We start from the raw sequence: 24,802 nt of genomic DNA on the forward strand, positions 1-24,802 counted from the left end.
GACCGCCCCGTTCGCCGCGTCGTCGAACGGGGCGCCGCGCCGTCACGCCTTCGCCAGCGCCTCGTCGATCTTCGGCACCAGGTTGTCCAAGGTGAACGGGATGCTCGACACCGTCGCCGAACCCAGCGCCATCGTCAGGTCGTAGTCGTCGAGCACCACCAGCGCGCCGCGCTTGGCCGCGGGCAGGTTGTTCAGCAGCGGATCCGCGCGCACCGCCGCCACGTCCGTCGGCTTCGCCGTGGTGACGATGACGACGTCGGCGTCCAGCAGCGACACCTGCTCCTTGCTGACCTTCACGTTGAACTTGCCGCCGCTGTCCATGCCCTCGATGGACGGGGCGAGCTTCAAGCCCAGCTGCTCCAGCAGCGCGGTCCGCGCGTCCTGTTTCGTGTAGGCCGCGTAGTTGCCCGCCGAATCGGTGCGCACCGTGACGTGCGTGCGGCCCTCGAACTTCGGGTTGTCCGCGCGGACCTGCTCGATGCGGGCCTGGGTCTCGGCGATCAGCCGGTTCGCCGCGTCCTCCTCGCCCAGCGCGCGGCCGATCGTCTCGGCTTGCAGCCGCCAGTCCACGCCGTAGTCGATGGTGCCCGGCGGCTGCGCCACCACCGGCTTGAACGCGTTCAGCCGGTTGAACTGGTCCTGCGTCAACGCGCTCTGCACGCCGAGGACCACGTCCGGCATCAGCGCGATCACCGCCTCGACGTCCACGTCGCTGCCCAGCTGCTTCGGCTTCGCCTGCCCCAGCATCGGCTCCACCCACGGGCCGACCCCGGACTCCCACGGGCCCCAGGCGGTGAGCCCGACCGGCACCACGCCCAGCGGCAGCAGCACGTCGTGATCGGTGATGCCCAGCGAGACGACCTTGCCCGGAGCCGCGGGGATCTCGGCGGTGCCGAACTTGTTCGGGATCCGCACCGGGAAACCGGGGCCCGCCGCCTGGCCCGACGGCGCGGGCGAACCACCCGCGCAGGCCGCCAGACCCGCGGCGAGCAGGCCGGTCGCACCGGCCAGGAAACCGCGCCTGCCCAGGCGGGTCCCGCCGAAGGGCTCGACCCGCGGGTGTGTTCGGTCAGCAGAGGTCATCGCGCATCCTTCATCCGGATCAGTCAAGCGAGGCTAACCTAACAAAGCCGCGCCCGGCTGTGGTGTGACTTCGGACGACCGCTCCGCGAGACCCGTCACCCGGCGATCACTCCGGACCGACCAGCTCCCGGCGCAACCGGGCGGTGCGGCGCGACGGCTGCACGCTGTCCAGCTCCGCGTTCACCGTGCCGCCGAGCAGCACCGCGAACGCCGTCACGTACAGCCACAGCAGCACGCCCATCGGCGCCGCCAGCGCACCGTAGACGGGGGAGTGCTCGATCGTCACGTCCAGGTAGATCCGCAGCGCCAGGCTGCCCCCGAGCCACACCAGCAGGGCCAGCGCCGCCCCTGGCAGGTGCTCCAGCCACGGCGCCCGCAGCGGCAGCGACAACGAGTACAACGTGCACAGCGAGGCGATCGACCCGATCACGATCACCGGCCAGTACAGCGCGTACACCACCACCGACGCCTGCGGGAACCAGTCCGCGATCACCGACGGGCCCACCGCCAGCAGCGGCAGCAGCACGATCCCGCCGAACAGCGCCACCGTGTACAGCAGCACCGACATCAACCGCTGCCGCACCACGTTCCGCTGGCCGGCCAGGCCGTACACCACCGAGATCGTGTCGATGAAGACGTTCAGCGCCGCCGAACCCGACCACAGCGCCAGCACGAAACCGATCGAGATCACCCCGGCCCGGCCGGAGCTGAGCACCTCGTCCAGCACCGGCTGCAGCAGCTCGTCGATGGCCTGCGGGGACAGCACCGTTGCCGCCCCGGACACCAACGCGTTCCGGACCGCGGTGATCGTCTCCCCGCCGAGCACGCCCGCCAGGTAGCCGAGCGTGCCGACCAGGCCCAGCAGCACCGGTGGCATCGAGATCAGCGTGAAGAACGCCGCCTCCCCGGCCAGCCCGGTCAGCCGGTGCCGCGCGCTGGCGCCGATGGTCTTCTTCGTGAGCCGCCACAGGCCGCGCAGCTGCCGGTTGCGCGGCTGCCCGTGCCAGATCCGGTCCACGAGCGTTCGCTGCGGTGTCAGCACGATCCCGTTCCCCTTTCCGGCGCCGCGTTCGAGAACGCGGGTCGCGCACCCTGGGACCGATCCGCCACGGCCGGCGTTACGGGGGAGTGGGTCAGATCACGGCAGCGCGGTCCTGATCCGGGCCTCGGCGGTGGAACCGGGCCCGATACCGTGCGGCGAGATCCACTTCCCCTGGAGCGGCATGAAGAACCTCATCGCCGGGGCCCGCGCACTGGGCACCGGATTCGGCCTGATCGTGCGGTCCCCGCGGCTGCTGCTGATCGGCGCGATCCCCGCACTGCTGAGCGCGGTGCTGCTGCTCGGATCGCTCGGCGCGCTGCTGTACTTCAGCTCGGACCTGGTGACCGCGCTGACCCCGTTCGCCGACGGCTGGACCGACTGGCTGCGCCAGGCGTTCCGCGTGGTGCTGGGCGTGGCGCTGGTCGGTGCGGCCGCGCTGCTCGGCTCGATCTCGTTCATCGCGCTGACCCTGCTGATCGGCGGACCGTTCTACGAGCACATCGCGGAACAGGCCGAACAGCGGCTCGGGCTCGACACCGCCGACGACGGTGCCGGGTTCGCCCGGCAGCTCGGCCGCGGGGTGCGGGACGCGGTGAAGCTGGTGCTGGTGGCGCTGGCCGGCGCGGTCGTGCTGTTCGCGCTGGGCTTCGTGCCGGTGCTCGGGCAGACGGTGGTGCCGGTGCTGGGAGCCGTGTTCGGCGCCTGGGTGGTGGCGCTGGAGATGGTCGGCCTGGTGTTCGCGCGCCGCGGCCTCACCGTGCGGGACCGGCACCGCTCGCTGGCGGCGAATAAGGCGAGCACGCTCGGCTTCGGGCTGCCGACCTACCTGCTGTGCCTGGTGCCGGTGCTGCAACTCGTAATCATCCCCGCCGCCGTCGTCGGCGGCACGCTGCTGGCGCACCGGCAGCTCGACGGCACCGAGGGCACCGGGACGTCTCCCGAGCGACCTACAGTGCGGGAATGACGCAACCCACCACTCCCGACGACTCGTACCTGAAGTCCGTCGCCGCGGCGACCGAGCGGGCCGTGGCCACCGCGGCACCGATCCGCTCCGAGCACGACGGCGCGCCCGCCGCGGTGCGCGACCGGGCCGAGCGGTGGCTCGACGAGCACGCCGCGGACCTGCTGGGACTCAGCCACGACCTGCACGAGCACCCGGAGGAGGGCTTCGCCGAGCACCGCTCGGTCGCCGCCGTCGCCGGCCTGCTGCGCGCGCAGGGCTTCGACGCGCGGGTCGGGGTGGGCGAGCTGCCGACCGCGCTGCTGGCGAGCACCGGCAGCGGCGGCCCGCACGTGGCGGTGCTCGCCGAGTACGACGCGCTGCCCGGGGTGGGGCACGCGTGCGGGCACAACATCATCTGCTCCGCGGGCGTCGGCGGGTTCCTCGGCGCCGCCACCGCGGTCGGCGAGGTCGGCGGCAGGCTCAGCCTCGTCGGCACGCCTGCCGAGGAAGGCGGTGGCGGCAAGGAGATCCTGGCCCGCGCCGGGATCTTCGACGACGTGGACGCGGTGGTGATGCTGCACCCGTTCTCGCACGACGTGGCCACCCACCCGTTCCTCGGCCGCCGCCAGGTCGACGTGACCTTCCACGGCATCGCCGCGCACGCCTCGGCGCAGCCGTTCATGGGCCGCAACGCGCTCGACGCGGTGGTGGCGACCTACCAGGGCGTGGCGGCGCTGCGCCAGCACATGCCCTCCGGCGACCGGGTGCACGGCATCATCACCGACGGCGGGCAGCGGCCCAACGTGGTGCCGGAGCGCGCCGCCGCCCAGTTCTACGTGCGCTCCGCCGACCCCGACTCGCTGCGCGACCTCGCCGACCGCATCGACCGGATCGCGCGCGGTGCCGCCGAGATGACCGGCTGCGGCGTGGAACTCGTCTGGGACCGGCAGTACCCGTACCTGCCGATCCGGCACAACGACGCGCTCGCCGCCCGCTGGGCCGAGCACCAGGCCAGGCGTGGCCGCACCTCGCTGCCCCGCGGCGTGGTGCCCGAGTACCTCACCGGCTCCACCGACCTCGGCAACCTCAGCTACCGGATGCCCGCCATCCACCCGATGATCGGGCTCGACGACGCCGGACTGTCGCTGCACACCGCCGGATTCGCCACCGCCGCCCGGTCCGAGGCCGGGGACCGGGCCGTGCTGGACGGCGCGACCGGCCTCGCCCTCACCGCCCTCGACTACCTGGCCGACGAACGGCTGCGCGCCGCCGTGCACGCCGAGTTCGAGCAGGCCGGCGGAGCACTGGACGTGCCTTCTTTCTTCGATTGATCGGCTCGTTTTGCTTTGCGGGTGGGGTGGCGGAACCTCAGCTGTTCCCTCGCTGCGGGATCTTTTTCCCGAGTGGCTTCGCCACGAGGGAAAAAGCTGTCCTCGCGAGGGAACAGCTGAGAACCCGCTGGTGGTCCGGTTGCGTGCGTGGTCGTTGGCTCATCGGCTTCGCCGCTGACGGGGAGAACCGCTGAGCGGGAGGTGGCGGGTTCGGGGGGCGGGGCGCGGGCGCTGCGTACGATCGGCGTCGCCCGAACGAACCCGACGAGCCAGGTGTGTCTGCTGTGGACGAATTAGTCAGGTCGTGGAGCGACGAGCTGCTCGACTCCGGGTCGGCGCTGACCCTGCTGCTGGGCCTGGTCGCCCTCGGCCTCGTGCTCAACCGCGGCAGCTGGCGGCTGCTGCGCAACGTGGTGACCATCGCGCACGAAGGCGGGCACGCCGTGGTCGCGCTGCTCAGCGGCCGCAAGCTCAACGGCATCCGGCTGCACTCCGACACCTCCGGGCTCACCCTCTCCACCGGGCGTCCCACCGGGCCCGGCATGGTGTTCACCCTGTTCGCGGGCTACCCGGCGGTGTCCCTGCTCGGGCTCGGCGGGGCCGCGCTGGTGTCGTTCGACCAGGAGCGGGTCGCGCTGTGGGCGGCCGTGGCGCTGCTGGCGCTGATGCTGCTGGCCATCCGCAACGCCTACGGGGTGCTGTCCATCGTCGTCACCGGCGGCGCGCTGTTCGCGGTGTCCTGGTTCGCCACCCCGCAGTGGCAGGCCGCGTGCTGCGTGCTGTTCAGCTGGTTCCTGCTGTTCGGCGGGCTGCGGCCCATCGCGGAGCTGCGCGGCAAGCGCACCAGGGGGCGGGCGCCCAGCTCGGACGCCGACCAGCTCGCCCGGCTCACCCGGACCCCCGCCGGGCTCTGGCTGGGCGTCTGGTTCCTGCTCGGCGGGGCGGCGCTCGTGCTCGGTGGCCGCTGGCTGCTGCTCATCCCGCAGCTCTGACGGGCCCGAACGGGGTCGCGCCGTCCACAGTGGCCTTGTGCTGGACCGGTTCCGTGGCGCAGCATCGCCAGGTGACGACCTTCGAGATCCCCGACGTCCGCCCGGTCCACCGCATCGGGTACGGCGCGATGCAGCTCGCCGGGCCGGGCGTGCTCGGCCCGCCCACCGACCCGGCCCGCGCGGAAGCGGTGCTGCGCCGCGCGGTGGAGCTCGGGGTGGACCACATCGACACCGCCGACTTCTACGGCCCGTGGACGGTCAACGAGCTGATCGCGAAAGCGCTGCGGCCGTACCCGGACGACCTGCTGCTGGCCACCAAGATCGGGGCCTACCGGGACCGCGAAGGAGCCTGGCTGCCGCTGTCGCACCCGGACGCGCTGAAGTCCCAGGTGCACGACAACCTGCGCCGGCTGGGGCGGGACGTCCTCGACCTCGTCTACCTGCGCCACGTCGCCGACCGGCCGGGGATCGAGCTCGCCGACCAGCTCGGCGCCCTCGTGGAACTCCGCGACCAGGGCCTCGTGCGCGGCATCGGGCTGTCCCACGTGACCGCCGAGCAGTTCGAGCAGGCCCAGCGGCTGACCTCGATCGCCGCGGTGCAGAACGCCTACAACCTGCTGGACCGCGGCAGCGCCGACCTGCTGGAGCGCACCGCGCGGCTCGGCGTGGCGTTCGTGCCGTTCTTCCCGCTCGGCTCCGGGTTCGTCGCCGACAGCGGGGTGCGCGACGACCAGGTGGTGCGGTCGATCGCGCAGCGGCGCGGAGCCCGGCCCGCGCAGGTGTCGCTGGCCTGGTTGCTGCGCCGGTCCCCGAACGTGCTGGCGATCCCCGGGACCTCCTCGATCGAGCACCTGGAGATCAACGTTTCGGCCGATCGGGTGGACTTGTCGGACGAGGACGTGGCCGAGCTCGACGCGCTCGTGGCCGAGGGCACCGCCGCCGAGCAGGCCCGGTGATCATCGCGCCGCCGTCCGGGGGATGATGATCACTTTCGTGGCAACGGCGGTGGACGGAGGAGGCCCGTGGACGGTGCTCCGCGTACTGGACATCACCCAGTAGTCTGGCGAACACGGGGAGACGTTCGGGGACCGGCGTGGTGCGACGAGCCTGGGGGCCGGAAGGCCTCCGCGCGGGACGCCCGCTTCCTGGCGACCGGGCGTCTCGCCCTGCCCGGCGCGTGGTCCGCCGGTGCGGTCGACGGACAGGTGAACTGAGCATGGGTGACCCCCTCGACCCGGATGCTGGGGCCGGGGCGCAGCCGGAACGCGGTGGCTGGCGCGCGACGCTGGTGCTGCGGTGGGCCGAACGGCTCGCCGCGTGCTCCCCGGACCTCGTCGAGGTGTCCGACGTGGAGCTCAAGCACGCGCTGGCCGAGCTCGCCGACGAACTGGCCGAAGCGTTGCAGGACCCGTCGCGAGCCGCCGAATCCGGCCGGATCGTCGGGGAACGGCTCGTGGAGCTGCGCGCCACCGGCCCCGGCAGCCTCCAGTGCACGCTGGAGCTGATCCGCGACACCGTCGTCGGCGAATCCGGGGTCGGCGCCGTCGGGCACCTGCTGGAACTGCTCACCTCGATCGCCGCCGGCTACTCCGCGGCGGACCGGGAACGCGCCGAGGTCCAGCAGCGCACCACCGCGCAGCTGCTGCTGCGCGCCGACCGGGAACGCCGCGCCAGCGACGCCCGGTTCCGCGAGGTGTTCACCAGCACGCCCATCGGCGTCGCGATCTGCGACCTCAAGGGCCGGTTCACCGAGGTCAACCCGGCGCTCGCCGACATCCTCCGGCACCGCGAAGCGGACCTGCTGGAGATGAGCATCCACGACCTGTTCCACCCGGAGGAGGCCGCCTACCTCAACGCGGCCTACGCCGAACTCGCCGAAGGCGGCCCGGGGCAGCGGCTGCGGGAACGCCGCAGGCTGCTGCGCGCCGACGGCGAGCAGGCCTGGACCTACCTGGCCGTGTCGCTGCTGCGCGGCGCCGAAGGCGAACCGCGGCACATCGTCACGATGGTCGAGGACATCAGCGACCTGTACCTGCTGCAGGAACGCATCCAGTACCAGGCGCTGCACGACGCGATGACCGGGCTCGCGAACCGGCAGTACTTCCGCACCAGGCTCGAAGCCGCGCAGGGCAACTTCCCGCCGGACGGGATGCTCACCCTCTACCACCTGGGTCTCGACGGGTTCGAGCTGATCAACGACGGGCTCGGCTACGAGACCGGCGACAAGGTGATCCGCGCCGTCGCGCACCGGCTGGAGCAGCTGGTGGAGAACGAGGAAGCGCTGGTCGCCCGCTTCGGCGGCACCGAATTCGCCATCCTCATCAGCGAATCGCCGCACACCCCGGCGATCCCCGAGTTCGCGGCGCTGATCAACGAGGAGCTGTCCGAACCGATCTACATCGGCAGGCACGGCATCGCCACCTCCGCCAGCATCGGCGTGGTGCGCCGCCGCGTCGCCGAAGCGGATCCGGCGAACATGATGTGGGCCGCGGACGTGGCGCTGCGCCGCGCGGAGATCGCCGGCGCCCGGCAGTGGGCGCTGTTCGACCCGGACATCGCACCGGACGAGCGCACCGAGGCGCAGCTGGCGGCGATCATGCCGGGCGCGCTGGAGCTCGGCGAGTTCCAGGTCTGCTACCGGCCGGTGATGGCCCTGGACACGGGTGCGCTGATCTCGGTGGAGGCGCAGCTGCGGTGGGACCCGCCGGACCACGGGGCGCTGGGCCACCGGGAATGCCTCCAGCTCGCGGAACGCTCCGGGGTGACGCTGTCGTTGCGGGACTGGCTGCTGCGCGAAGCGTGGGGCCAGGTCGGGCTGTGGCACCGCTCCGGTTACCGGACCTGCTTCCTGGTGGAGCTGAGCGAGAACCAGGTGCGGGACCCGGACCTGGTGGCGCTGGTGCGGTCGGTGCTCGAAGACGGCGATCTGGACCCGAGCTGGATGCACCTGGCCGTGCCGACCCGCGTGGTGATGGAGGCTTCCGAGGAACTGCTGGAGAACCTGCGGCTGCTGCGGGGGCTCGGGACGCGCGTGATGCTGCACAGCTTCGCCGGGTCGGCGCCGGAGCTGCGGGCGCTGCGGCGGATCCCGGTGGACGGGGTGCGGCTGGCGGAAGAGCTGGTCGACCTGGTGCACGGATGCGTGGATCCGGACGACCCGGCGGTGCGCGCGGTGCGGCAGCTGGCCCCGCTGATGCACGACAGCGGTGTCAAGATCTGCACCGGCGAGGTCGCCGACGAACAGCAGGAACGGCACTGGGTGGACGCGGGCTGCGACTTCGCGGTCGGCCCCCGCTACGGCGAGCCGGTCACCGCGTGGGACGCGCAGGCGCTGCTGCGGAAGTTCGGTGCCGCGCAACCGCCGCACGAGCACGACCACGAGTCGGAGGGCGACGTCGTCTGACGTGGCCTCGTGGCCGACCAGGCGCGCGGCGGGCGGATCAGCTGCCCGGTCCGGTGGTGCGGTGGCGCGCGACCGAGAAGCGGATCAGCAGGCCCAGCACCATCCACATCAAGAAACGGGCCCAGGTCACCAGCGGGTAGTGCAGCGCCAGTACCACGCACGCGAGGATGGCCAGGACGGGGAGCCACGGCACGAGGGGCACCCGGAACGCGCGCGTGAGGTCCGGCCGGGTGACGCGGAGCCGCAGCACTCCGCCGGACACGATTGCAAAAGCCGCCAGCGTGCCGATGTTCGACAGTTCGGCGAGCTCGGTGATCGGTGTGGTCCCGGCTACCAGGGCCACCCCCGCGCCGAGGACGACGGTGATCCGCTGCGGTGTGCGCCGCTTCGGATGCACCGCCGCGAACCAGCGCGGCAGCAGGCCGTCCCGGCTCATCGCGAGGAACACCCGTGCCTGCCCCATCATCATGACGAGCACGACCGCAGCGAGCCCCACCACTGCTCCTGTCGCGACTCCCAGGGCCGTCCACGTCGCACCGACCATCCGCAACGCGCCGGTGACCGGCGCCGCGGGGTCGATCCGGTCGTAGCGGACCATGCCGGTGAGCACCAGTGACACCGAGACGTAGAGCGTCGAGCACACCAGCAGGGTTCCGGCGATGGCCAGCGGCACCGTCCGCTGCGGCTGCCGGGTCTCCTCCGCCGAGGAGGCGATGATGTCGAACCCGGTGTAGGCGCCGAAGACGATGGCACCGCCGGTGAGCACTCCCACCAGGCCGTACCGGGTCGCTTGCGCATCGAGAACGCTGATCAACGGGGTCTCCCACGCGCCACCCGTCGGCGAGGCCCGGGGAGCGGGCACGAACGGCGACCAGTTGGCGGGATCGACGTGGCGTGCACCCACGAGTACGAACGCGATCGCGGCCAGCACCTTGACGGCGGTCATCACCGTCGTGACCCGAGCGGTGAGCCGGATGCCGAGGACGAGCACCACGGTGAGTGCGAGGACCAGCGACATCGCGGGCACGTTGAGCACCGCGTCCGGGCCGCTCAGGGTGGCGGGAAACCGGATGCCCAGCACGCCGAGCAGGTCTTCCAGGTAGCCGGACCACCCGACCGAGACGGCGGCTGCGCCGACGGTCATCTCCAGCATCAGGTCCCAGCCGATCACCCATGCGCAGAACTCGCCGAGCGCCGCGGCCGCGTAGGTGTAGGCGCTGCCTGCCACCGGGACGCTGCCCGCGAACTCGGCGTAGGAGACCGCGACCAGCAACGCCACCGCGGCACCGATCACGAACGAGACCGTGATCGCGGGTCCGGCGTAATCGGCCGCCGCTGTCCCGGTGAGCACGAACAGGCCGCTTCCCACGGTCACCCCGATGCCCATCATGGTGAGCGGGAGCGGACCGAGGGTGCGCGGCATCCACGTGTGCGGAGCCTGCGCGTCGGCGATGGTCTGCTCAATGCTCTTGCCGGGCAACGAAGACCTCCCCCATGCGTTCGTCCGCGGCCGTGCGGGCCGGCCGTGGGTGGTCGGGACGGTGGCTCGGTGATGGGTCGGCCGCGGGCGTCCATCCGGCTGGTTCGCAGCGGTGAACGGCGCCTCGGCAGACCTCGCGAGTGGTCCAGGAGATCTCGGTGCAGGCGGTGCCGCACGACATCTCCGGCCGGTGTGAACCGGCGGTGTGGTGCTGGACGAGCGCCTGACTGCGGCGCGCCGGGGACGAGTCCATTCGTCCCGTATTATTGCCCGTACAACTAGCCCCCTCGTTGTAGAAGTCGATACTCTAGGTGCTTTCCCTGCCGAGGAGGTAGTCCCCTCGCCGATCACGTTTTTCCCGGTCGTTTATGTCGGAATTGAGGGTGTTCGCTCCGGCCGTTCCGGATGGGCTGAAGTGGTGGGAAATGCTCCGATCGGTGGTTTTGGGGATGCGCCTCGGCGCCGTGGTGATGATCGCTTGACCGCGGCTCGTCGGGTCGTGTAGAAGTTATCAACGAATTAAGTGGCGAACTCCGAGGGTCCGGTGGTTCGAAGGTCCGCTTGATAGCGCGGATCATCTTCTGTTTTGCTTCGCCGATCGGTTCTCGTTCTTGACGTCGGTTTCTGGAATTTCGGGGCTCTCCGTTATCGGGTGGGGGAGGTGTGGAACTTCTGCGTGCTGAACTTTGCGCATTGTCGTGTCGGTCGGTCCTGCGGCGTGGCTCGCTGTAGAAGAACGAGATCCGGAGCGTGTGTCAAGAATGTCGACTGAACCCTTCTCGTCGAGCGGGCCCGCTGAGCGCGTCCTCATCGTTTCGCTGATGAAGTCCGGTACCCACCTGATCCAGGAGTTGATGGTCGCGCTCGGGTACGGGATGTACGGCCAGTCCCGGATCACCGATGACATCCGGCCGGAACTCTCCCGGCCGGCGCGCCTGCGCGCGGCCCGGCTCGTCCACGGCGCGGAGCGGGCCGCTGAGCTGGAGAACGCCGATCCGGACGTGTTCGACCAGGTCACCGGGCAAGCGTGGGAGGCGCTCGGCTGGGCGTGGCAGGCCCGGCTGGGGTTGCCGCTGGAGAATCGGTACGGAGCCACCCTGGTCAACTCCGAGCTGGTGGCTCAAGCGCGTTCCCGCAGCATCGGCTCGCGGTTCTCGGACACCCCGGAGAACGTCTGCTGGATCCTCCCCGAGCTGGACATCAAGAAGATCGACGGCAACTTCATCCAGGAGTGGGCCGATACCGGCGAGCCGCGCATCATCTTCATGTACCGCGACCCGCGGGACGTGATCCTTTCGATGGTGAACTTCCTGTCGGGCAAGACGGCCGCGGGATTCGGGAACTTCAGCGAGTTCAAGGTTTTCAGCGCCATCCTGAACTCGTTCCCCACGGTGGACGAGAAGCTCGAGTACGCGCTGAGCGATCCGGCGTTCCCGTGCATGGGGGACCATCGGCGTGCGCTGTGGCTGCTGCACCACCCGCGGGTGTGCGCGGTGTCCTTCGAGGAGCTGGTCGGGCCGCGTGGGCTCGGAACCGAACAGCGCCAGGACGCCGCCATCCGGCGGATACTCGACTTCGTCGGATCCCGGTCGAGCCCTGCCGAGGTCGCCGAGAAGATTTTCCGGGAGGACTCCTTCTCGTTCTTCAAAGGCCAGATCGGCGCTTGGCGCGAGGTCTTCACCGCGCGGCATCGCGAAATCGCCGAGTCGGTGCTCGGCGACGTGCTCAGCTCGTACGGCTACGTGTGATCAGAACTCCGAACAGACGAAGAAGGTGGCAGCATGAATTCGCAGGGTGATTCCGGTGGCGAAACGCTGGAGATCAACGAGCCGCGGCTGATCAAGTGTATCGAGGAGGGTGAGCCGGATATCGGCGCCCTCTGGGAGTTCTGCGTGCACTTCGAATTCGAGCGGGACTTGGCGGTCGAGAGCATCGCGAAGTGGATCGGCCCTCCGGAGGGCAAGCGCGTCCTCGACTGCGCTTGCGGATCCGGATTCCCCGGGATCGAACTCGCTCAACGCGGTTATGACGTCACCTGCTCCGACGGTAGCGCCGCGATGCTGCGCCACTTCGAGCGCAACGCCCGCCTCGCCGGCGTCGAGCTCACCCCCGAACTGCTGACCTGGGACGGCTTGGTGCAGCGGTACGAGGATTCGTTCGACGTCGTGCTGTGCCGCGGCGGGGGATCTTATCTCTACGGCGGTACTTGGGACGATGACGCTTCGCCTGACTCGGAAGCGCTCGTCGATTCGCTGCGGCAGTTCGTCGGCTGCGTGCGCCCCGGCGGCGGCCGTCTCTACATCGACATCACGCGCGCGGAGGACCTGGAACGCACCGAGCCGCAGGTGACTCGGCGCCCGCGCATGGTGGTCGGCGGACACGTCGTGGAGCTGTCCGAGACGGTGACCCCGCACCCGGAAACCGGAATGCGGGTGTGGAACAGCGAGCTGCAGGTGGACGGGAACGTCTACGAGTTCGAGCGGCGTTCGCACTACCTGCCGCACGAGCAGCTGGTCGCGGTGCTGGAGAAGGCCGGGCTGTCCGAGGTGAATCGGGAGGTCATCCCCGGCGAACACTACGACGTGTTCTCCGGCGTGCGTGCTTGACCGGAGCGGCACGACGGTGCTTCCTCGTTGATCGCGGCTTCCCTGGAACACCGATCACGGGAGAGGACCGTTGAGCACGGCGCGGGCCGGCCGCGTGAGCGTGAGCTCCCGCGCGTCGGCGGCGCGGTCGGCCGCCAGGAGGCGGACAATGCGGCCTGCCGGTGCCCGCGGTGGAAGATCTCCGGGTCACCCCGCCCGGTGAGACGAACTGGGAGGTTCTCTTGGATCCGGTCCTGCTGGTGTTGAGCGGCGGTCAGAGCGAGTACCGGGAGTACATGCTCGGCAAGATCGCCGAGCGGTATCCGATCGTCCTGCTCACTCCTGATCCGGTGACCTGGGAGCGCGAGTACATCACCGCCGAGCTTCGGATCGACCCCGCGGACACCGCGGAGATCGTGGCCACCGCGCGGCGCGCCGCCCAGCGCTACGCGGTCGCCGGGGTGCTGACCTACCACGAGCCCTGCGTCGAGCTGGCGGCGGTGATCGCCGCGGAACTGGGGGTGCCGCGATGTCCGCCGCAGGGTGCGGCGCGCTGCCGGGACAAGTGGGCCACCCGGTTGGCGCTGGACGCGGACGGCGTCCCCTCCGCTGCGGCGGAGCTGGTCACCTCGGCGGCCGAGGCGGCCGAGGCGGCTGCCCGGATCGGCTACCCGGTCGTGGTCAAGCCCCGTTCGCTGTCGGCCAGCTTCGGGGTGTCGAAAGTGGACTGCCCCGCCGAACTGGAACCCGCGTTCGACCGGGCCTTCGCGAGCGGCCTGCCGGAGCCGTGGGAGCACCACAGCGGCGTGCTCGTCGAGGAATACCTGGACGGCCCGGAGATCAGCGTCGACAGCGCGGTCCACGGCGGAGTGGTGGAGAGCCCGGTCTTCGCCCGGAAGGTGCTGGGCTATCCGCCGCACTTCGAGGAACTCGGGCACGTCGTGGCCGATCCGGCCGATCTCGTGGCCGATCCGCAGCAGGTGCGAGATGTGGTCCGCGCGGCGCACTCGGCGTTGGGCGTCGACAACACCGTGACGCACACCGAGCTGCGGCTGACCGCACGTGGGCCTCGGCTGGTCGAGGTCAACGGCCGTTCCGGCGGCGACCTCATCCCCGACCTGGCCGAGCTGGCGACGGGGGTGGACATGGCCGCTGCCGCGGCCGACGTGGCCGCGGGAGTGCCGCCGACGTTGCGGGTCGTCCGCTCCCGGGTAGCGGGAATCCGGTTCTTCTACACCGACGAATCCGGCGTCGTGGATGCGCTGGAGCTGGATGCCGCAGAGGGTGAGCTGCCGTGGTTGCACCGGGTGACCTGGCTGGTGGAGCCCGGTACGCTGATCCGTCCCGAACCGGGCAGGAGGTACTTCGCCCGCATCGGTTTCGCGGTGGTGGTGGCTGGTTCGGTGTCCGAATGCGAGCAGCGGATGGCGAAGGTCGCCGAGCTGGTCCGCGTGCGCACCACGGGACGGGCGCGGTCGAATCGGCGGTGAAACCCGTTGCCGCATCCGTTCCGCTCGTCGAGCGGATCGGCGACGAAACCCGTACCAGACTTCCGAGGTGGTCGAGTGCTCCGCAGTGCGTTCCGATCCGAGTCGTTGACGCAGCTCGCGCCGCTCAGGTCGTTGCTGCTGGCGGTCCTGGTGTTCCGCACCGGCTGCGTGCTGCTGCCGTTCTTCGGGCTGTACCTGACCGAAGGGGCGCACGTCTCCGCCGGGCTGGTGACGTTGATCGTCGGATGCTTCGGCCTGGGCGGACTGCTGGCCGACGTCTCGATGCCGGCGACCCTGTCCCGGCTTTCTCCCGGCCGCGCCATCCCGCTGGCCCTCGGCGTGCAGGCGGTGGCCTTGCTGGTGGCGGCCGTGGCCGCGCAGCCGATCGCGCTGGTCTGCGCGACCGTGGTGTGGGGCTTCTGCTACGAGATGGTCAATCCCGCCTGCTACACCCTGATCACCCGTTCCGTGGATGCCGAGCACCGCAAGGTCGCGTTCGCGGCGCTGCGGCTGTGCATCAACGTCGGGATGGGGCTGGGCCCGGCGATCGGGTCGGTGCTCTACGCCTGGGGGCAGTTCTCGCTGCTGTTCCTGGTCAATGCCGCGTTCGGGCTGATCGCGGCGGTGCTGGTCCGGAAATGGGCCGCCGGGTACGAGGTGCCGGGCGAACGCGAGCGCACCGGCGGCAACGCCTGGCACGGCTCGGTCCGCGACGAAGCGCGGTTCTGGACGTTCATGCTCACCGCTTTTCCGGCCCAGCTCGCGTTCGCGCTGCCCTCGACCGTGCTGAGCCTCTACATCGTCAGCCGGTTGGGGCTCTCGCCGCTGGTGGCCGGGGTGATCCTGTTCCTCAACGCCGCGATGGTCGTCGTCATCGAGCTGCCGCTGAACATCGCGACCGCCCAGTGGAGCAACACCCGGGCGATCGTGGTGGGCCTGCTGTTCGCCGCGGCCGGGTTCGGGATGATCGGACTGCACCCCAGCTTGTGGCTGCTGGTGCTCTCGACGATCGTGTGGACCATCGGGGAGATGGTCATCGGACCGGCGTTCCTGGGGTACGTGCAGGAGATCTCGTCGCCGCGGTTGCTGGTGCGCAACATGGGCGCGTTCTCAGGAGGCGTCAACGGCGGCCTGCTGCTGGCTCCGGTGGCCTACGGGATCGTGACCGGTTCCGGGCTGCCCGGCGGGATCTGGTCGCTGGTCGGGGTGGTGCTGCTCGTATCGGTCCTGGTCTTCGGGGTCATCAGCCGAAGCGGACGGGGAACGGGGAGTGCGCAGCAGCCCACCACCACCGAGTAGTCCACTGTGGACCAGTGCTTCGGTGTGCGCGTCCGGCCTCGGCTGCTCCGGGTGGATCCGGCGCGGGCCGCCCCGGGGGACGGCGCGAACGGGACCGAGATGAGCGGGCCGCCACCCGATGGCACATGATCGGGTGGTGGCACCGAACGAGATTCCGAACGACGAAGCCAACGACGAAGCCAACGACGAAGCCGACGAGATGTTCGCCGCGTGGATGCGGCAGAACCTGGACCGGGCCGCGGAGCACTTCGCGGTGCGCGTGGTCGGCGAGCCGGTGCTCGGGTGGCGGCAGCGGTCCATCGGCGCGGCCGTGCTCGGCGCCGAAGGCCCGCGCTGGCTGCGGGTGGTCTCCGAGGAGATCCGGTGGGCCGACGGGGACTGGTGGACCGGCAACGCCGACGCCAACGCGATCACCGGTGTGCGCAAACCGCGGGTGCTCGGCCTGGTGGAGTGGGAACTGGCGGAGACGCGGCGGCAGCGCGCCGAGCTGATGACCTTCGTGCCGGGGCAGCGCTGCTCGGACACCGACGTGCTGCGCGACGAGGTCGACCTGCCCGAGCAGTGGTGGTCGGAGCTGCGCACCGCGCTGGAGACGATCCGGGTGGTGCCGACGCTGCGGCTGCGCAACGACGAACCCGACATCCAGCGGGCCGTGCGGGAGAAGCTCGGCCACGAGCTGGACGTCCAGCACTGGGACACCGTGCACGGCGACCTGCACTGGGCGAACCTGGTCCGGCCGCGGTTCGGCCTGCTGGACTGGGAGCTGTGGGGGCGCGGACCGGCGGGCACCGACGCGGCTTCGCTGTACTGCTGCAGCCTGCTCGTGCCGCCGGTCGCCGCGCAGGTGCGGGAGACGTTCGCCGACGTCCTCGACGGTCCGGACGGGCCCACCGCGCTGCGCTACGTCGCCGCCCGCGCCCTGCACCGCGTCGACATGGGCGACCACCCCGACCTCGCCGCACCGCTGCGCGAACTGCTCGCCCGGCTCGACGGCTGACGCGGTGCGGTTCCCGGGCCCGCCGGGCGCCGGTCAGCCGGGGAGGCCGAGGGCGGCGCGGACGATCGCGAGCGCGTCCTGCGGCGGGATGCCGAGGTCGCGGGTCGTGCGCGCGTAGGCGGCGGCGGCTTCGGCGGCGCGGCGGCTGCTCTGGTCCCCGGACGCGGCGACGAAGGTGCCCGCCCGGCCGCGGGTCTCGATCAGCCCGGCCTGCTCCAGCTCGCGGTACGCCTTCGCGGCGGTGTTCGCCGCGATGCCCAGGTCCGCCGCGAGCGCCCGCACCGTCGGCAGCTTCGCGCCCACCGGCAGCTGCCCGGAGTTGATCCGCTCGGCGATCCCGGACCGCACCTGCTCGAACGGGCTCACCCCGGAACCGGGGTCCACCTTGAGATCCATCCCCGCATTGTCCGCCACCGCTCCGGGGCGGGCGTCCGCACGGGTGCCGGGGTGTCCGCCGCGCGACCGGACCGGTACGGACTTCACCCGGTGATCTCGTGCGGGACGCCGAGTTCGTCGTAGAGCAGCGCCGCGGTCCGGCGCTGCTCGCGGGCCTGTTCGGGACGTCCGGTGCGTTCGTAGAGGTCGGCGAGCCGCTCGCGGTCCAGGGCCTCGCCGTAGCCGTACTCGGTCTCCTGGTGCAGCGCCAGCGCCTGCTCCAAGTGCTCGGCGGCCTCGTCGGTGCTGCCCATCGCGCCCAGCACCAGGCCGATCTCGCTCAAGCAGCTGGCCTCGTTGCGGCGGTCGCCGTGCGAGCGGCGGATCGCGATGGCCCGGTGCAGGTGCGGGATCGCCTCGTCGAACTGCCCGAGGCGGCACTCGGCTTTGGCCAGCGCGCTCAACGCGGTGGCCTCGCCCCACTCGTCGCCCAGCGCGACGTGCATGGCGTAGGCGCGCTCCAGCGTCTCGTCGGCCTCCGCGTCGCGGCCCAGCCCGTAGTACACGCTGCCGAGGTCGCGCAGCGCCCACGCGTGCGCCCACTCCGGGCCGACCCGTTCCCAGAGGGAGACCGCGCGCTGCAGCTCCGCCAGCGCCTTCTGGTGCTCGTGCACCGTTCCCCACGCGATGGCGTCGCTGGTCAGCAGCCAGGCTTCGGCGAGCTCGTCGCCGAGCGCGCGGGCGGACGCGAGCCCGATGCGGTGCGTCTCCAGCCAGTCGGCCACCGGCCGCCGCGACAGCATGAAGGCGAACATCGCCACCGGCAGCTGCCAGCCGAAGACGTGCTCCCCGCGTGCCGAAGCCTGCCGGACCGCGGCCTTCAGGTTCTCGCGCTCCTCGTCGTAGAAGTGCAGCGCGGCCGGGCGATCGGCGAATTCCGGTATGGAGCCGGGGGAATCGGGCGTGTCCATCGGGATCCGGGTGAAGCTCGGCGCCGCCGGCCAGGACGCGGCGATCGTCGCGTGCAGGTACCAGGACAGCAGCCCGCGCACCGCGGCGTCGCGTGCCGCCTCGCTCTCATCGTGCCGCGCGCATTCGGCGGCGTAGAGGCCGAGCAGGTCGTGGAAGCGGTAGCGCTTCGCCCGGTGCTCGTCGAGCAGGTGAGCTCCGACCAGGACGTCCAGCAACCGGCGGGTCTTGCTGCGCGAGAGCCCGCTCAGCGCCGTCGCGGCGTCCAAGCCGATGTCGGGGGCCTCGGCGAGCCCGAGCAGCCGGAACAGGCGCGCCGCGTCCGCGGGCAGCGAGCGGTAGGACCAGGAGAAGACCGCCCGCACCGTGGTGAACTCGTCCTCCTCGACGGTCAGCGCGTCCAGCCGGTCGCGTTCGTCGGCCAGTTCCTCGACGAGCTCGGCGACCCGCAGGTGCGCTCCGGCGACGAGCCGTTCGGCGGCGATGCGCAGTGCCAGCGGCAGGAATCCGCAGTACCGGGCCAGTGCGACGGCGGCATCGGGTTCCGCGTCGACCCGGTCGGCGCCCGCGGCCTTGCGGAGCAGTTCGATCGCGCGGTCCGGTGGCAGCACGTCCAGCGACATCCGGGTGGCTCCTTCTCTGGCCGTCAGGCTCGTCAACCGGTTGCGGCTGGTGATCAACACCCGGCAGGGCGGGGAACCGGGCAGCAGCGGGCGGACCTGCTCGGCGCCGGCGGCGTTGTCGAGCACGATCAGGATGTGGCGACCGGTCAGCAGCGTCCGGTACATCGAGGACTTCGCGTCGGCGTCCACGGGCAACCGCTCGCTGGGAACGCCCAGCGCACGCAGCATCTCGTCCAGCGCCTCGCTCGCGTCCCGCCTGCGATCGACGTGGTGGCCGCGCAGGTCCACGTACAGGTCGCCGTCGGGGAACCGGTCCCGCACCCGGTGTGCCCAGCAGGCGGCCAGCGACGTCTTCCCGACGCCCCCGGAACCGACGATCAGCCAGGTCGGCGCGGCGGGGTCGGCCAGCCAGGAGTCCAGTGCGGCCAAGCTGGTCTCGCGGTCGGTGAAGTGCGCGACGCGGGCGGGCAACTGCTTCGGCACCGGGGCCTCCGGAGCGGCCCGCTGGTGGAAGTGCACGTCGCCGTCGACCTTGCCCACCTGCACGACGTTGCGCGCGGTTCCGGCGAAGACGTTGCGGATCTCCTCGGCCATCCCGACCTCCGAAGCGAGTGTCCGAGGACGGTGTACCGCCTCCGGGCGCCTCGGCAGGGCGAAACCTCCCGGAAAATCCGGAAGAACGGCCATCCGGAGCAGCCGCACTACCCGAATGCCCGGCCTGCGGGCAGTGGCGGGCGCGGCCCTTCGCCCCGCTCAGCGGAGGGGCCGCGCGCACGACCTCGGCGCTGCGCTGCCGGAGCAACGCGCCGATTCCCGCGTCGCCGACCGGCTCGGCCTCGACGACCCGTGCAGACGTGCGGGCCATGATCCTCGGACGTCCCGAGCGGATGCAGCGCTCGGTCACCGCTCGCGGAAAGCGCGCAGCAGCTCGTCCGCGGCGAGGGAGGCGGTGAGCCCTCCCGCGCGCACCTCGGCCTCGACGTCGTCGACTCGCTCCCGGACGGCGGGATGCGCGGCGAGCTCGGCCATCAGCTGGTCGCGCACCAGCGCCCAGGTCCACTCCACCTGCTGGCGGCTGCGCTTCTCGGCGAGCTCGCCGGACTCCGCCAGCGTCGCCCGGTGCTGCTCGACCTGCTCCCACAGCGCCTCCAGGCCGCCGCCGGTGAGGCCGCTGCACGTCACCACCGGCGGCGTCCACGAGGCGCTGACCGGGGTGAGCAGCCGCAGCGCCGAGCGCAGTTCGCGGGCGGCCTTGCGCGCGTCCATCTCGTGCGGGCCGTCGGCCTTGTTCACCGCCACCAGGTCCGCGAGCTCCAGCACGCCCTTCTTGATGCCCTGCAGCTGGTCGCCGGTCCGCGCCAGCGTCAGCAGCAGGAAGCAGTCGACCATGCCGGCCACCGCGACCTCGGACTGCCCGACGCCGACGGTCTCCACCAGCACCACGTCGAACCCGGCGGCCTCCATCAGCACGACGGTCTCCCGGGTGGCGCGGGCGACGCCGCCGAGCGTCCCCGCGGAGGGGGAGGGGCGCACGAACGCCGCCGGATCCGCCGCCAGCGCCGCCATCCGCGTCTTGTCGCCGAGGATGCTGCCGCCGGTCCGGGTCGAGGACGGGTCCACCGCCAGCACCGCCACCCGGTGCCCGGCGGCGGTCAGCGAGGTGCCGAGCGACTCGATGAACGTGGACTTGCCGACCCCGGGCACCCCGGTGATCCCCACCCGGTGCGCGCCACCGCTGTGCGGCAGCAGCCGCACCAGCAGCTCCTGGGCCTTGGCCCGGTGCGCCGGTTTGGTCGACTCGACCAGCGTGATGGCCTGCGCCAGCTTCGTGCGGGAACCCTCCAGCACGCCCTCGGCGTAGTCCGCGACGTCGATCTCGCGCGGCATCAGTCGAGTTCGAGCCGGGTTCGGAGCTCTTCCAACAGGCCCAGCGCCGCGTCGGCGATCACCGTGCCCGGCGGGAAGATCGCGCTCGCGCCCGCTTCGCGCAGCGCGTCGAAGTCCGCGGGCGGGATCACGCCGCCGACGACGACCATGATGTCCTCGCGGCCCACCGCGGCGAGCTCGTCGCGCAGCGCGGGCACCAGCGTCAGGTGCCCGGCGGCCAGCGAGGACACCCCGACGATGTGCACGTCGGACTCGGCGGCCTGGCGCGCGACCTCGGCGGGGGTCTGGAACAGCGGGCCCACGTCCACGTCGAAGCCGACGTCGGCGAACGCGGAGGCGATCACCTTCTGGCCGCGGTCGTGGCCGTCCTGGCCCATCTTGGCGACCAGGATGCGGGGGCGGCGGCCTTCGTCCTCGGCGAAGCGCTCGACGACCTCCAGCGCCCGCTCCAAGGACTTCGACGGTCCCGATTCCTCCCGGTACACCCCGGAGATCGTACGGATCTGGCCGGCGTGGCGGCCGAAGACCTCCTCCATCGCGTCGGAGATCTCGCCGACGGTCGCCTTCGCGCGCGCCGCGTCCACGGCGAGGGTGAGCAGGTTGTGGTCGAGGTCGTCGGGGCGCTCGTCGGACATCGCGGCCTCGGCCGCGCCGGTGAGGCGCCGCAGCGCGTCCTGGCAGGCGGCCTCGTCGCGCTCCTCCCGCAGCCGGCGCAGCTTGTCCAGCTGCTCGGCGCGGACCTCGGCGTTGTCGACCTTGAGGACCTCGATCTGCTCGTCGCCGTCGAAGCGGTACTTGTTGATGCCGATCAGCGGCTGCCGCCCGGAGTCGATGCGCGCCTGGGTCCGCGCGGCGGCCTCCTCGACGCGCAGCTTCGGGATGCCCGCGTCGATGGCCTGCGCCATGCCACCGGCGTCCTCGACCTCGGTGATGTGCGCCCAGGCGCGTTCGGCGAGATCGGCGGTGAGTCGTTCGACGTAGTGGCTGCCGCCCCACGGGTCGATCACGCGGGTGGTGCCGGACTCCTGCTGCAGCAGCAGCTGGGTGTTGCGGGCGATGCGCGCGGAGAAGTCGGTGGGCAGCGCCAGCGCCTCGTCGAGGGCGTTGGTGTGCAGCGACTGGGTGTGCCCCTGGGTGGCGGCCATCGCCTCCACGCAGGTGCGGGCGACGTTGTTGTACACGTCCTGAGCGGTCAGCGACCAACCGGAGGTCTGGGAATGAGTGCGCAACGACAGGGATTTCGGGTCCTTCGCGCCGAACTCCTTCACCAGCTTCGCCCACAGCAGCCGGGCGGCGCGCAGCTTCGCGACCTCCATCGCGAAGTTCATCCCGATGCCCCAGAAGAACGACAGCCGCGGGGCGAACGAGTCGATGTCCAGCCCGGCCTGCCGGCCCGCGCGCAGGTACTCCACGCCGTCCGCGAGGGTGTAGGCGAGCTCCAGGTCGGCCGTCGCTCCGGCCTCCTGGATGTGGTAGCCGGAGATGGAGATCGAGTTGAACTTCGGCATCCGCTGCGAGGTGTAGGCGAAGATGTCGGAGATGATCCGCATCGACGGCTGCGGCGGGTAGATGTAGGTGTTGCGGACCATGAACTCCTTGAGGATGTCGTTCTGGATGGTCCCCGCGAGCTGTTCCGGCGGCACGCCCTGCTCTTCGGCGGCGACGATGTAGAGCGCCATCACCGGCAGCACGGCGCCGTTCATCGTCATCGACACACTCATCTCGTCCAGCGGGATCCCGTCGAACAGCTGGCGCATGTCGTAGATGGAGTCGATCGCCACCCCGGCCATGCCCACGTCACCCGACACCCGCGGGTGGTCGGAGTCGTAACCGCGGTGGGTGGCCAGGTCGAACGCCACCGACAGGCCCTTCTGCCCGGCGGCGAGGTTGCGGCGGTAGAACGCGTTCGACGCCGCGGCGGTGGAGAAACCGGCGTACTGGCGCACCGTCCACGGCTGGTTGACGTACATCGTCGGGTACGGGCCGCGCAGGAACGGCGCGATGCCCGGGTAGGTGCCGAGGAAGTCGAGGTCCTCGGTGTCGGCCGCGGTGTAGAGCGGCTTCACCCCGATGCCCTCGGGCGCCTCCCACACCAGCGCGTCGGATTCCTTGCCGGTGGCCGACAGGACCGCCGAGTCCCAGTTCGCGGCGGCCGCCGGCTCGGCGTCCCGGTCCAGCGGGATGTCGGCGAAGTTGGGGATGCTGTGGTCCATCACTCGACTCCCAACGTGCGGTGCGCCGCGCGCAGCACCTCGACGGCATCGCAGCCGGTGAACACCAGGCCGTCCACTTCGGACGGTGGTCGCCCCGGTTTCCCGGCCAGCAGCACGGTTTGCGCGCCCGCGTCCTTGAGCGCTCGCGCGGTGTCGGCGGCGCGCTCGCCGTAGACCTCGTCGGCCGAGCACAGGCACACCACCGGTGACGGGTTCTCGGCGTAGGCGGCGAGCACGTCCGCGGTCGTCTCGGTCGGACCGGCTTCGACGGCGTCCAGCCCGCCCGCGGCGAACAGGTTCCGCGCGAACGAGGACCGCGCCGTGTAGGTGGCCAGCGGTCCGAGCGTGGCCAGGAAGACCCGGGGCCGCTGCGCGCGGGCGTCGGCGGCGTCGCGCAACGCCTCGAACTCCTCGGCGTAGCGCACCCGGGGCAGCCCACCGCCCGGCGGAGCCGGGACCGGTGCGCGGTGCAGCGGTTCCTCGCCGAGGTTCGGGAACTCGCTGACCCCGGTGATCGGTTCGCTCCGGTCGGCGATGGCGGCCCGGCGGCGGTCCCAGGTGGCGGCGAGCCGGTCGGCGACCATCCCGGAGCGCAGCGCGGCGGGCAGGCCACCGGCGGCCTCGATCTCCTGGAACCACCGCCACGCGGCCCGCGCGAGCTCGTCGGTGAGCGCTTCCACGTACCAGGAGCCGCCCGCCGGGTCGATGACCTGCGCCAGGTGCGACTCGTCGAGCAGCAGCGCCTGGGTGTTGCGGGCGACGCGGCGCGCGAACTCGTCGGGAGCGCCGATCGCGGCGTCGAAGGGCTGCACGGTGATGGCCTGCGCCCCGCCGACCCCGGCGGCGAAGGTGGCGATCGTGCTGCGCAGCATGTTCACCCACGGATCGCGGCGGGTCAGCATCGCCGAGGAGGTGACCGCGTGCTGGCGCTGGGCGCGGGCGGGCTCGGCGGCGCCGCAGCGGCGCGCCACCTGCTCCCACACCCGCCGCGCGGCGCGCAGCTTCGCGATGGTGAGGAACTGGTCGGCGGTCGCGGCGTAGCGGAACTCCAGCAGCCCGCAGGCGGTGTCGGCGTCCAGTCCCGCCTCGGTCAGCCAGCGCAGGTAGGTCACGCCCGCCGCCAGCGAGGCGCCGAGCTCTTCGCCGTCGGAGCCGCCCGCGTCGTGGTACGGCAGCGCGTCGACGGTGATCGCCTGCAACCCGGGGTGCTCCGCGGCGCAGCGCCGCGCGAGCTCCACCGCCTGCTCGGGGCCGGTCTCGCGACCGGTGCGGGCCTGCACGCCGAGCGGATCGGCGCCGAGGTTGCCGCGCAGCGCGCTGGGCGCCACGTCCTGCTCGGCGGCGAGCCGCAGCAGCTCGGCGGCCGCGGCCGGTGCCTCGTCCCCGGCGTCGAGGACCACGCCGATCATGTCCAGGTGCACGCCGTGCAGCGCGTCGCCGAGGTCGTCCACCGCGAGCCCGCCCGCGCCGAACCGCAGCAGCAGCGAGGTGACGCCGCCGTTGAGGTCGGCGAGGACCTCCCGGTTCACCGCCGTCGCGTCCGGGCCGCCGTGGGACTGGCGCACGTCCCAGCCCTCCGCCACCGACCCCTGCGGCCTGCTGCCGCGCACGAACGGCGCGAACCCGGGCACGCCCGCGGCCGGCAGGTCCGCGTCGGCGGAGTACAGCGGTCGCACCGTGAAGCCGTCGTACCCGGGGGAGTCCAGCAGCGCCGCGGCGTCGGCAGGCGACGGATCGTCCTGGCGGATGCGGCCGGTCCGGCGCAGGACCTTCTCCACCTGCTCCAGCCACTGCTCGTGGGTCGGCCGGGGGAATTCGCCGGCCAGGCTGAGCCCGGGCCGGGGGCTGCTCGTCGTCGAGAGCCGGTCAGTGGGCGCCATGACAGTCGATGGTAGGACTCCGCACCGGCCCGGAACGCCGCTTCTCCTGTGACCCACGTCCCAAGATTCCGCGGGACGCACTGGCGCGCGCAGCGGCGTTCCGCGAGGTCAGCCGCCCCGCCGTCCGGGACGGGCTTCCGGCCGCCACGTGGGGCGGGCTTCCGGTCGGCGCGTGCGGAGGGCTCGTGCTCGGTGCGCGGGGAGCGACTG

General features: G+C 71.8%; 18 protein-coding genes. 10 read left to right on the forward strand and 8 right to left on the reverse strand.

Annotation, left to right across the window (positions count from 1 at the left end; translation table 11 throughout):
• Nucleotides 1–42: 42 nt before the first annotated feature.
• Together H1226_RS07695 and H1226_RS07700 are read right to left on the reverse strand one after the other, a co-directional pair.
• Nucleotides 43–1,083 carry an iron-siderophore ABC transporter substrate-binding protein gene (locus H1226_RS07695; RefSeq protein ID WP_224966913.1) on the reverse strand — a complete coding sequence of 347 codons (1,041 nt, stop codon included), beginning with the start codon at nt 1,081–1,083 and terminating at the stop codon, nt 43–45.
• 106 nt (nt 1,084–1,189) lie between these two features.
• Nucleotides 1,190–2,125, reverse strand: a complete 936-nt coding sequence (locus H1226_RS07700; RefSeq protein WP_258348081.1) for a YihY/virulence factor BrkB family protein — start codon at nt 2,123–2,125, stop codon at nt 1,190–1,192.
• Nucleotides 2,126–2,306: 181 nt separating this feature from the next.
• Between H1226_RS07700 and H1226_RS07705 the strand changes: the two genes are divergently transcribed.
• The 5 genes from H1226_RS07705 (at nt 2,307) to H1226_RS07725 (ending at nt 8,794) form a co-directional block, all read left to right on the forward strand.
• Nucleotides 2,307–3,089 carry an EI24 domain-containing protein gene (locus tag H1226_RS07705; RefSeq protein WP_258348082.1) on the forward strand — a complete coding sequence of 261 codons (783 nt, stop codon included), beginning with the start codon at nt 2,307–2,309 and terminating at the stop codon, nt 3,087–3,089.
• Nucleotides 3,086–4,399, forward strand: a complete 1,314-nt coding sequence (locus H1226_RS07710; protein ID WP_258348084.1) for a M20 family metallopeptidase — start codon at nt 3,086–3,088, stop codon at nt 4,397–4,399. Before H1226_RS07705 ends, H1226_RS07710 begins: the two co-directional genes overlap by 4 nt.
• Nucleotides 4,400–4,683: 284 nt before the next feature.
• Nucleotides 4,684–5,391, forward strand: coding sequence for a M50 family metallopeptidase (locus H1226_RS07715; RefSeq protein WP_224958972.1), 708 nt, complete (start codon nt 4,684–4,686; stop codon nt 5,389–5,391).
• A 71-nt stretch (nt 5,392–5,462) separates the two neighbouring features.
• A complete protein-coding gene (locus H1226_RS07720) occupies nt 5,463–6,347 on the forward strand; it encodes an oxidoreductase (protein ID WP_258348087.1) in 885 nt (294 codons plus the stop codon).
• Between the two features lie 260 nt (nt 6,348–6,607).
• Entirely contained in the window at nt 6,608–8,794 is a 2,187-nt protein-coding gene (locus H1226_RS07725) for a putative bifunctional diguanylate cyclase/phosphodiesterase (protein WP_258348088.1), read from the forward strand.
• A 37-nt stretch (nt 8,795–8,831) separates the two neighbouring features.
• Here H1226_RS07725 and H1226_RS07730 read toward each other — a convergent pair whose 3' ends face one another.
• A complete protein-coding gene (locus H1226_RS07730) occupies nt 8,832–10,274 on the reverse strand; it encodes an amino acid permease (protein WP_258348089.1) in 1,443 nt (480 codons plus the stop codon).
• 698 nt (nt 10,275–10,972) lie between these two features.
• Between H1226_RS07730 and H1226_RS07735 the strand changes: the two genes are divergently transcribed.
• The 5 genes from H1226_RS07735 to H1226_RS07755 all read left to right on the forward strand — a co-directional run bounded on the left by H1226_RS07735 (nt 10,973) and on the right by H1226_RS07755 (nt 16,645).
• The gene (locus tag H1226_RS07735; protein ID WP_258348090.1) at nt 10,973–12,022 is read left to right on the forward strand and encodes a sulfotransferase; all 1,050 of its coding nucleotides are present in this window, start codon (nt 10,973–10,975) and stop codon (nt 12,020–12,022) included.
• A gap of 33 nt (nt 12,023–12,055) precedes the next feature.
• Complete coding sequence (locus tag H1226_RS07740; protein ID WP_258348091.1) at nt 12,056–12,880, forward strand: class I SAM-dependent methyltransferase; 825 nt, start codon at nt 12,056–12,058, stop codon at nt 12,878–12,880.
• A 221-nt stretch (nt 12,881–13,101) separates the two neighbouring features.
• Nucleotides 13,102–14,349, forward strand: coding sequence for an ATP-grasp domain-containing protein (locus H1226_RS07745; RefSeq protein ID WP_258348092.1), 1,248 nt, complete (start codon nt 13,102–13,104; stop codon nt 14,347–14,349).
• Between the two features lie 105 nt (nt 14,350–14,454).
• Entirely contained in the window at nt 14,455–15,648 is a 1,194-nt protein-coding gene (locus H1226_RS07750) for an MFS transporter (RefSeq protein ID WP_258348093.1), read from the forward strand.
• A gap of 136 nt (nt 15,649–15,784) precedes the next feature.
• The gene (locus tag H1226_RS07755) at nt 15,785–16,645 is read left to right on the forward strand and encodes a protein kinase family protein (protein WP_258348094.1); all 861 of its coding nucleotides are present in this window, start codon (nt 15,785–15,787) and stop codon (nt 16,643–16,645) included.
• Nucleotides 16,646–16,678: 33 nt separating this feature from the next.
• Here the strand turns inward: H1226_RS07755 and H1226_RS07760 are convergent, their stop codons facing one another.
• From H1226_RS07760 to H1226_RS07780, 5 genes are all read right to left on the reverse strand, one after another.
• Nucleotides 16,679–17,041 carry a GntR family transcriptional regulator gene (locus H1226_RS07760; protein ID WP_258348095.1) on the reverse strand — a complete coding sequence of 121 codons (363 nt, stop codon included), beginning with the start codon at nt 17,039–17,041 and terminating at the stop codon, nt 16,679–16,681.
• Between the two features lie 83 nt (nt 17,042–17,124).
• Nucleotides 17,125–19,206, reverse strand: a complete 2,082-nt coding sequence (locus H1226_RS07765; RefSeq protein ID WP_258348096.1) for an ATP-binding protein — start codon at nt 19,204–19,206, stop codon at nt 17,125–17,127.
• 306 nt (nt 19,207–19,512) lie between these two features.
• Nucleotides 19,513–20,499, reverse strand: coding sequence for a methylmalonyl Co-A mutase-associated GTPase MeaB (gene meaB, locus H1226_RS07770; protein ID WP_258348097.1), 987 nt, complete (start codon nt 20,497–20,499; stop codon nt 19,513–19,515).
• On the reverse strand, nt 20,499–22,712 hold the full coding sequence (gene scpA, locus H1226_RS07775) for a methylmalonyl-CoA mutase (protein ID WP_258348098.1): 2,214 nt from the start codon (nt 22,710–22,712) through the stop codon (nt 20,499–20,501). The genes meaB and scpA overlap by 1 nt, the downstream gene beginning before the upstream one ends.
• Complete coding sequence (locus tag H1226_RS07780; protein WP_258348099.1) at nt 22,712–24,592, reverse strand: methylmalonyl-CoA mutase subunit beta; 1,881 nt, start codon at nt 24,590–24,592, stop codon at nt 22,712–22,714. Before H1226_RS07780 ends, scpA begins: the two co-directional genes overlap by 1 nt.
• Between the last annotated feature and the right edge of the window lie 210 nt (nt 24,593–24,802).

The sequence above is a fragment of the Saccharopolyspora gregorii genome (genome assembly GCF_024734405.1).
GTDB lineage: Bacteria > Actinomycetota > Actinomycetes > Mycobacteriales > Pseudonocardiaceae > Saccharopolyspora_C > Saccharopolyspora_C gregorii.

Bases quoted from the DNA above. Each gene is read 5' to 3' on its own strand.
- meaB (WP_258348097.1), bottom strand. From the start codon at position 20,499: ATGCCGCGCGAGATCGACGTCGCGGACTACGCCGAGGGCGTGCTGGAG.
- H1226_RS07780 (WP_258348099.1), bottom strand. From the start codon at position 24,592: ATGGCGCCCACTGACCGGCTCTCGACGACGAGCAGCCCCCGGCCCGGG.
- H1226_RS07725 (WP_258348088.1), top strand. From the start codon at position 6,608: ATGGGTGACCCCCTCGACCCGGATGCTGGGGCCGGGGCGCAGCCGGAA.
- H1226_RS07765 (WP_258348096.1), bottom strand. From the start codon at position 19,206: ATGGCCGAGGAGATCCGCAACGTCTTCGCCGGAACCGCGCGCAACGTC.
- scpA (WP_258348098.1), bottom strand. From the start codon at position 22,712: ATGGACCACAGCATCCCCAACTTCGCCGACATCCCGCTGGACCGGGAC.
- H1226_RS07710 (WP_258348084.1), top strand. From the start codon at position 3,086: ATGACGCAACCCACCACTCCCGACGACTCGTACCTGAAGTCCGTCGCC.
- H1226_RS07705 (WP_258348082.1), top strand. From the start codon at position 2,307: ATGAAGAACCTCATCGCCGGGGCCCGCGCACTGGGCACCGGATTCGGC.
- H1226_RS07760 (WP_258348095.1), bottom strand. From the start codon at position 17,041: ATGGATCTCAAGGTGGACCCCGGTTCCGGGGTGAGCCCGTTCGAGCAG.
- H1226_RS07695 (WP_224966913.1), bottom strand. From the start codon at position 1,083: ATGACCTCTGCTGACCGAACACACCCGCGGGTCGAGCCCTTCGGCGGG.
- H1226_RS07740 (WP_258348091.1), top strand. From the start codon at position 12,056: ATGAATTCGCAGGGTGATTCCGGTGGCGAAACGCTGGAGATCAACGAG.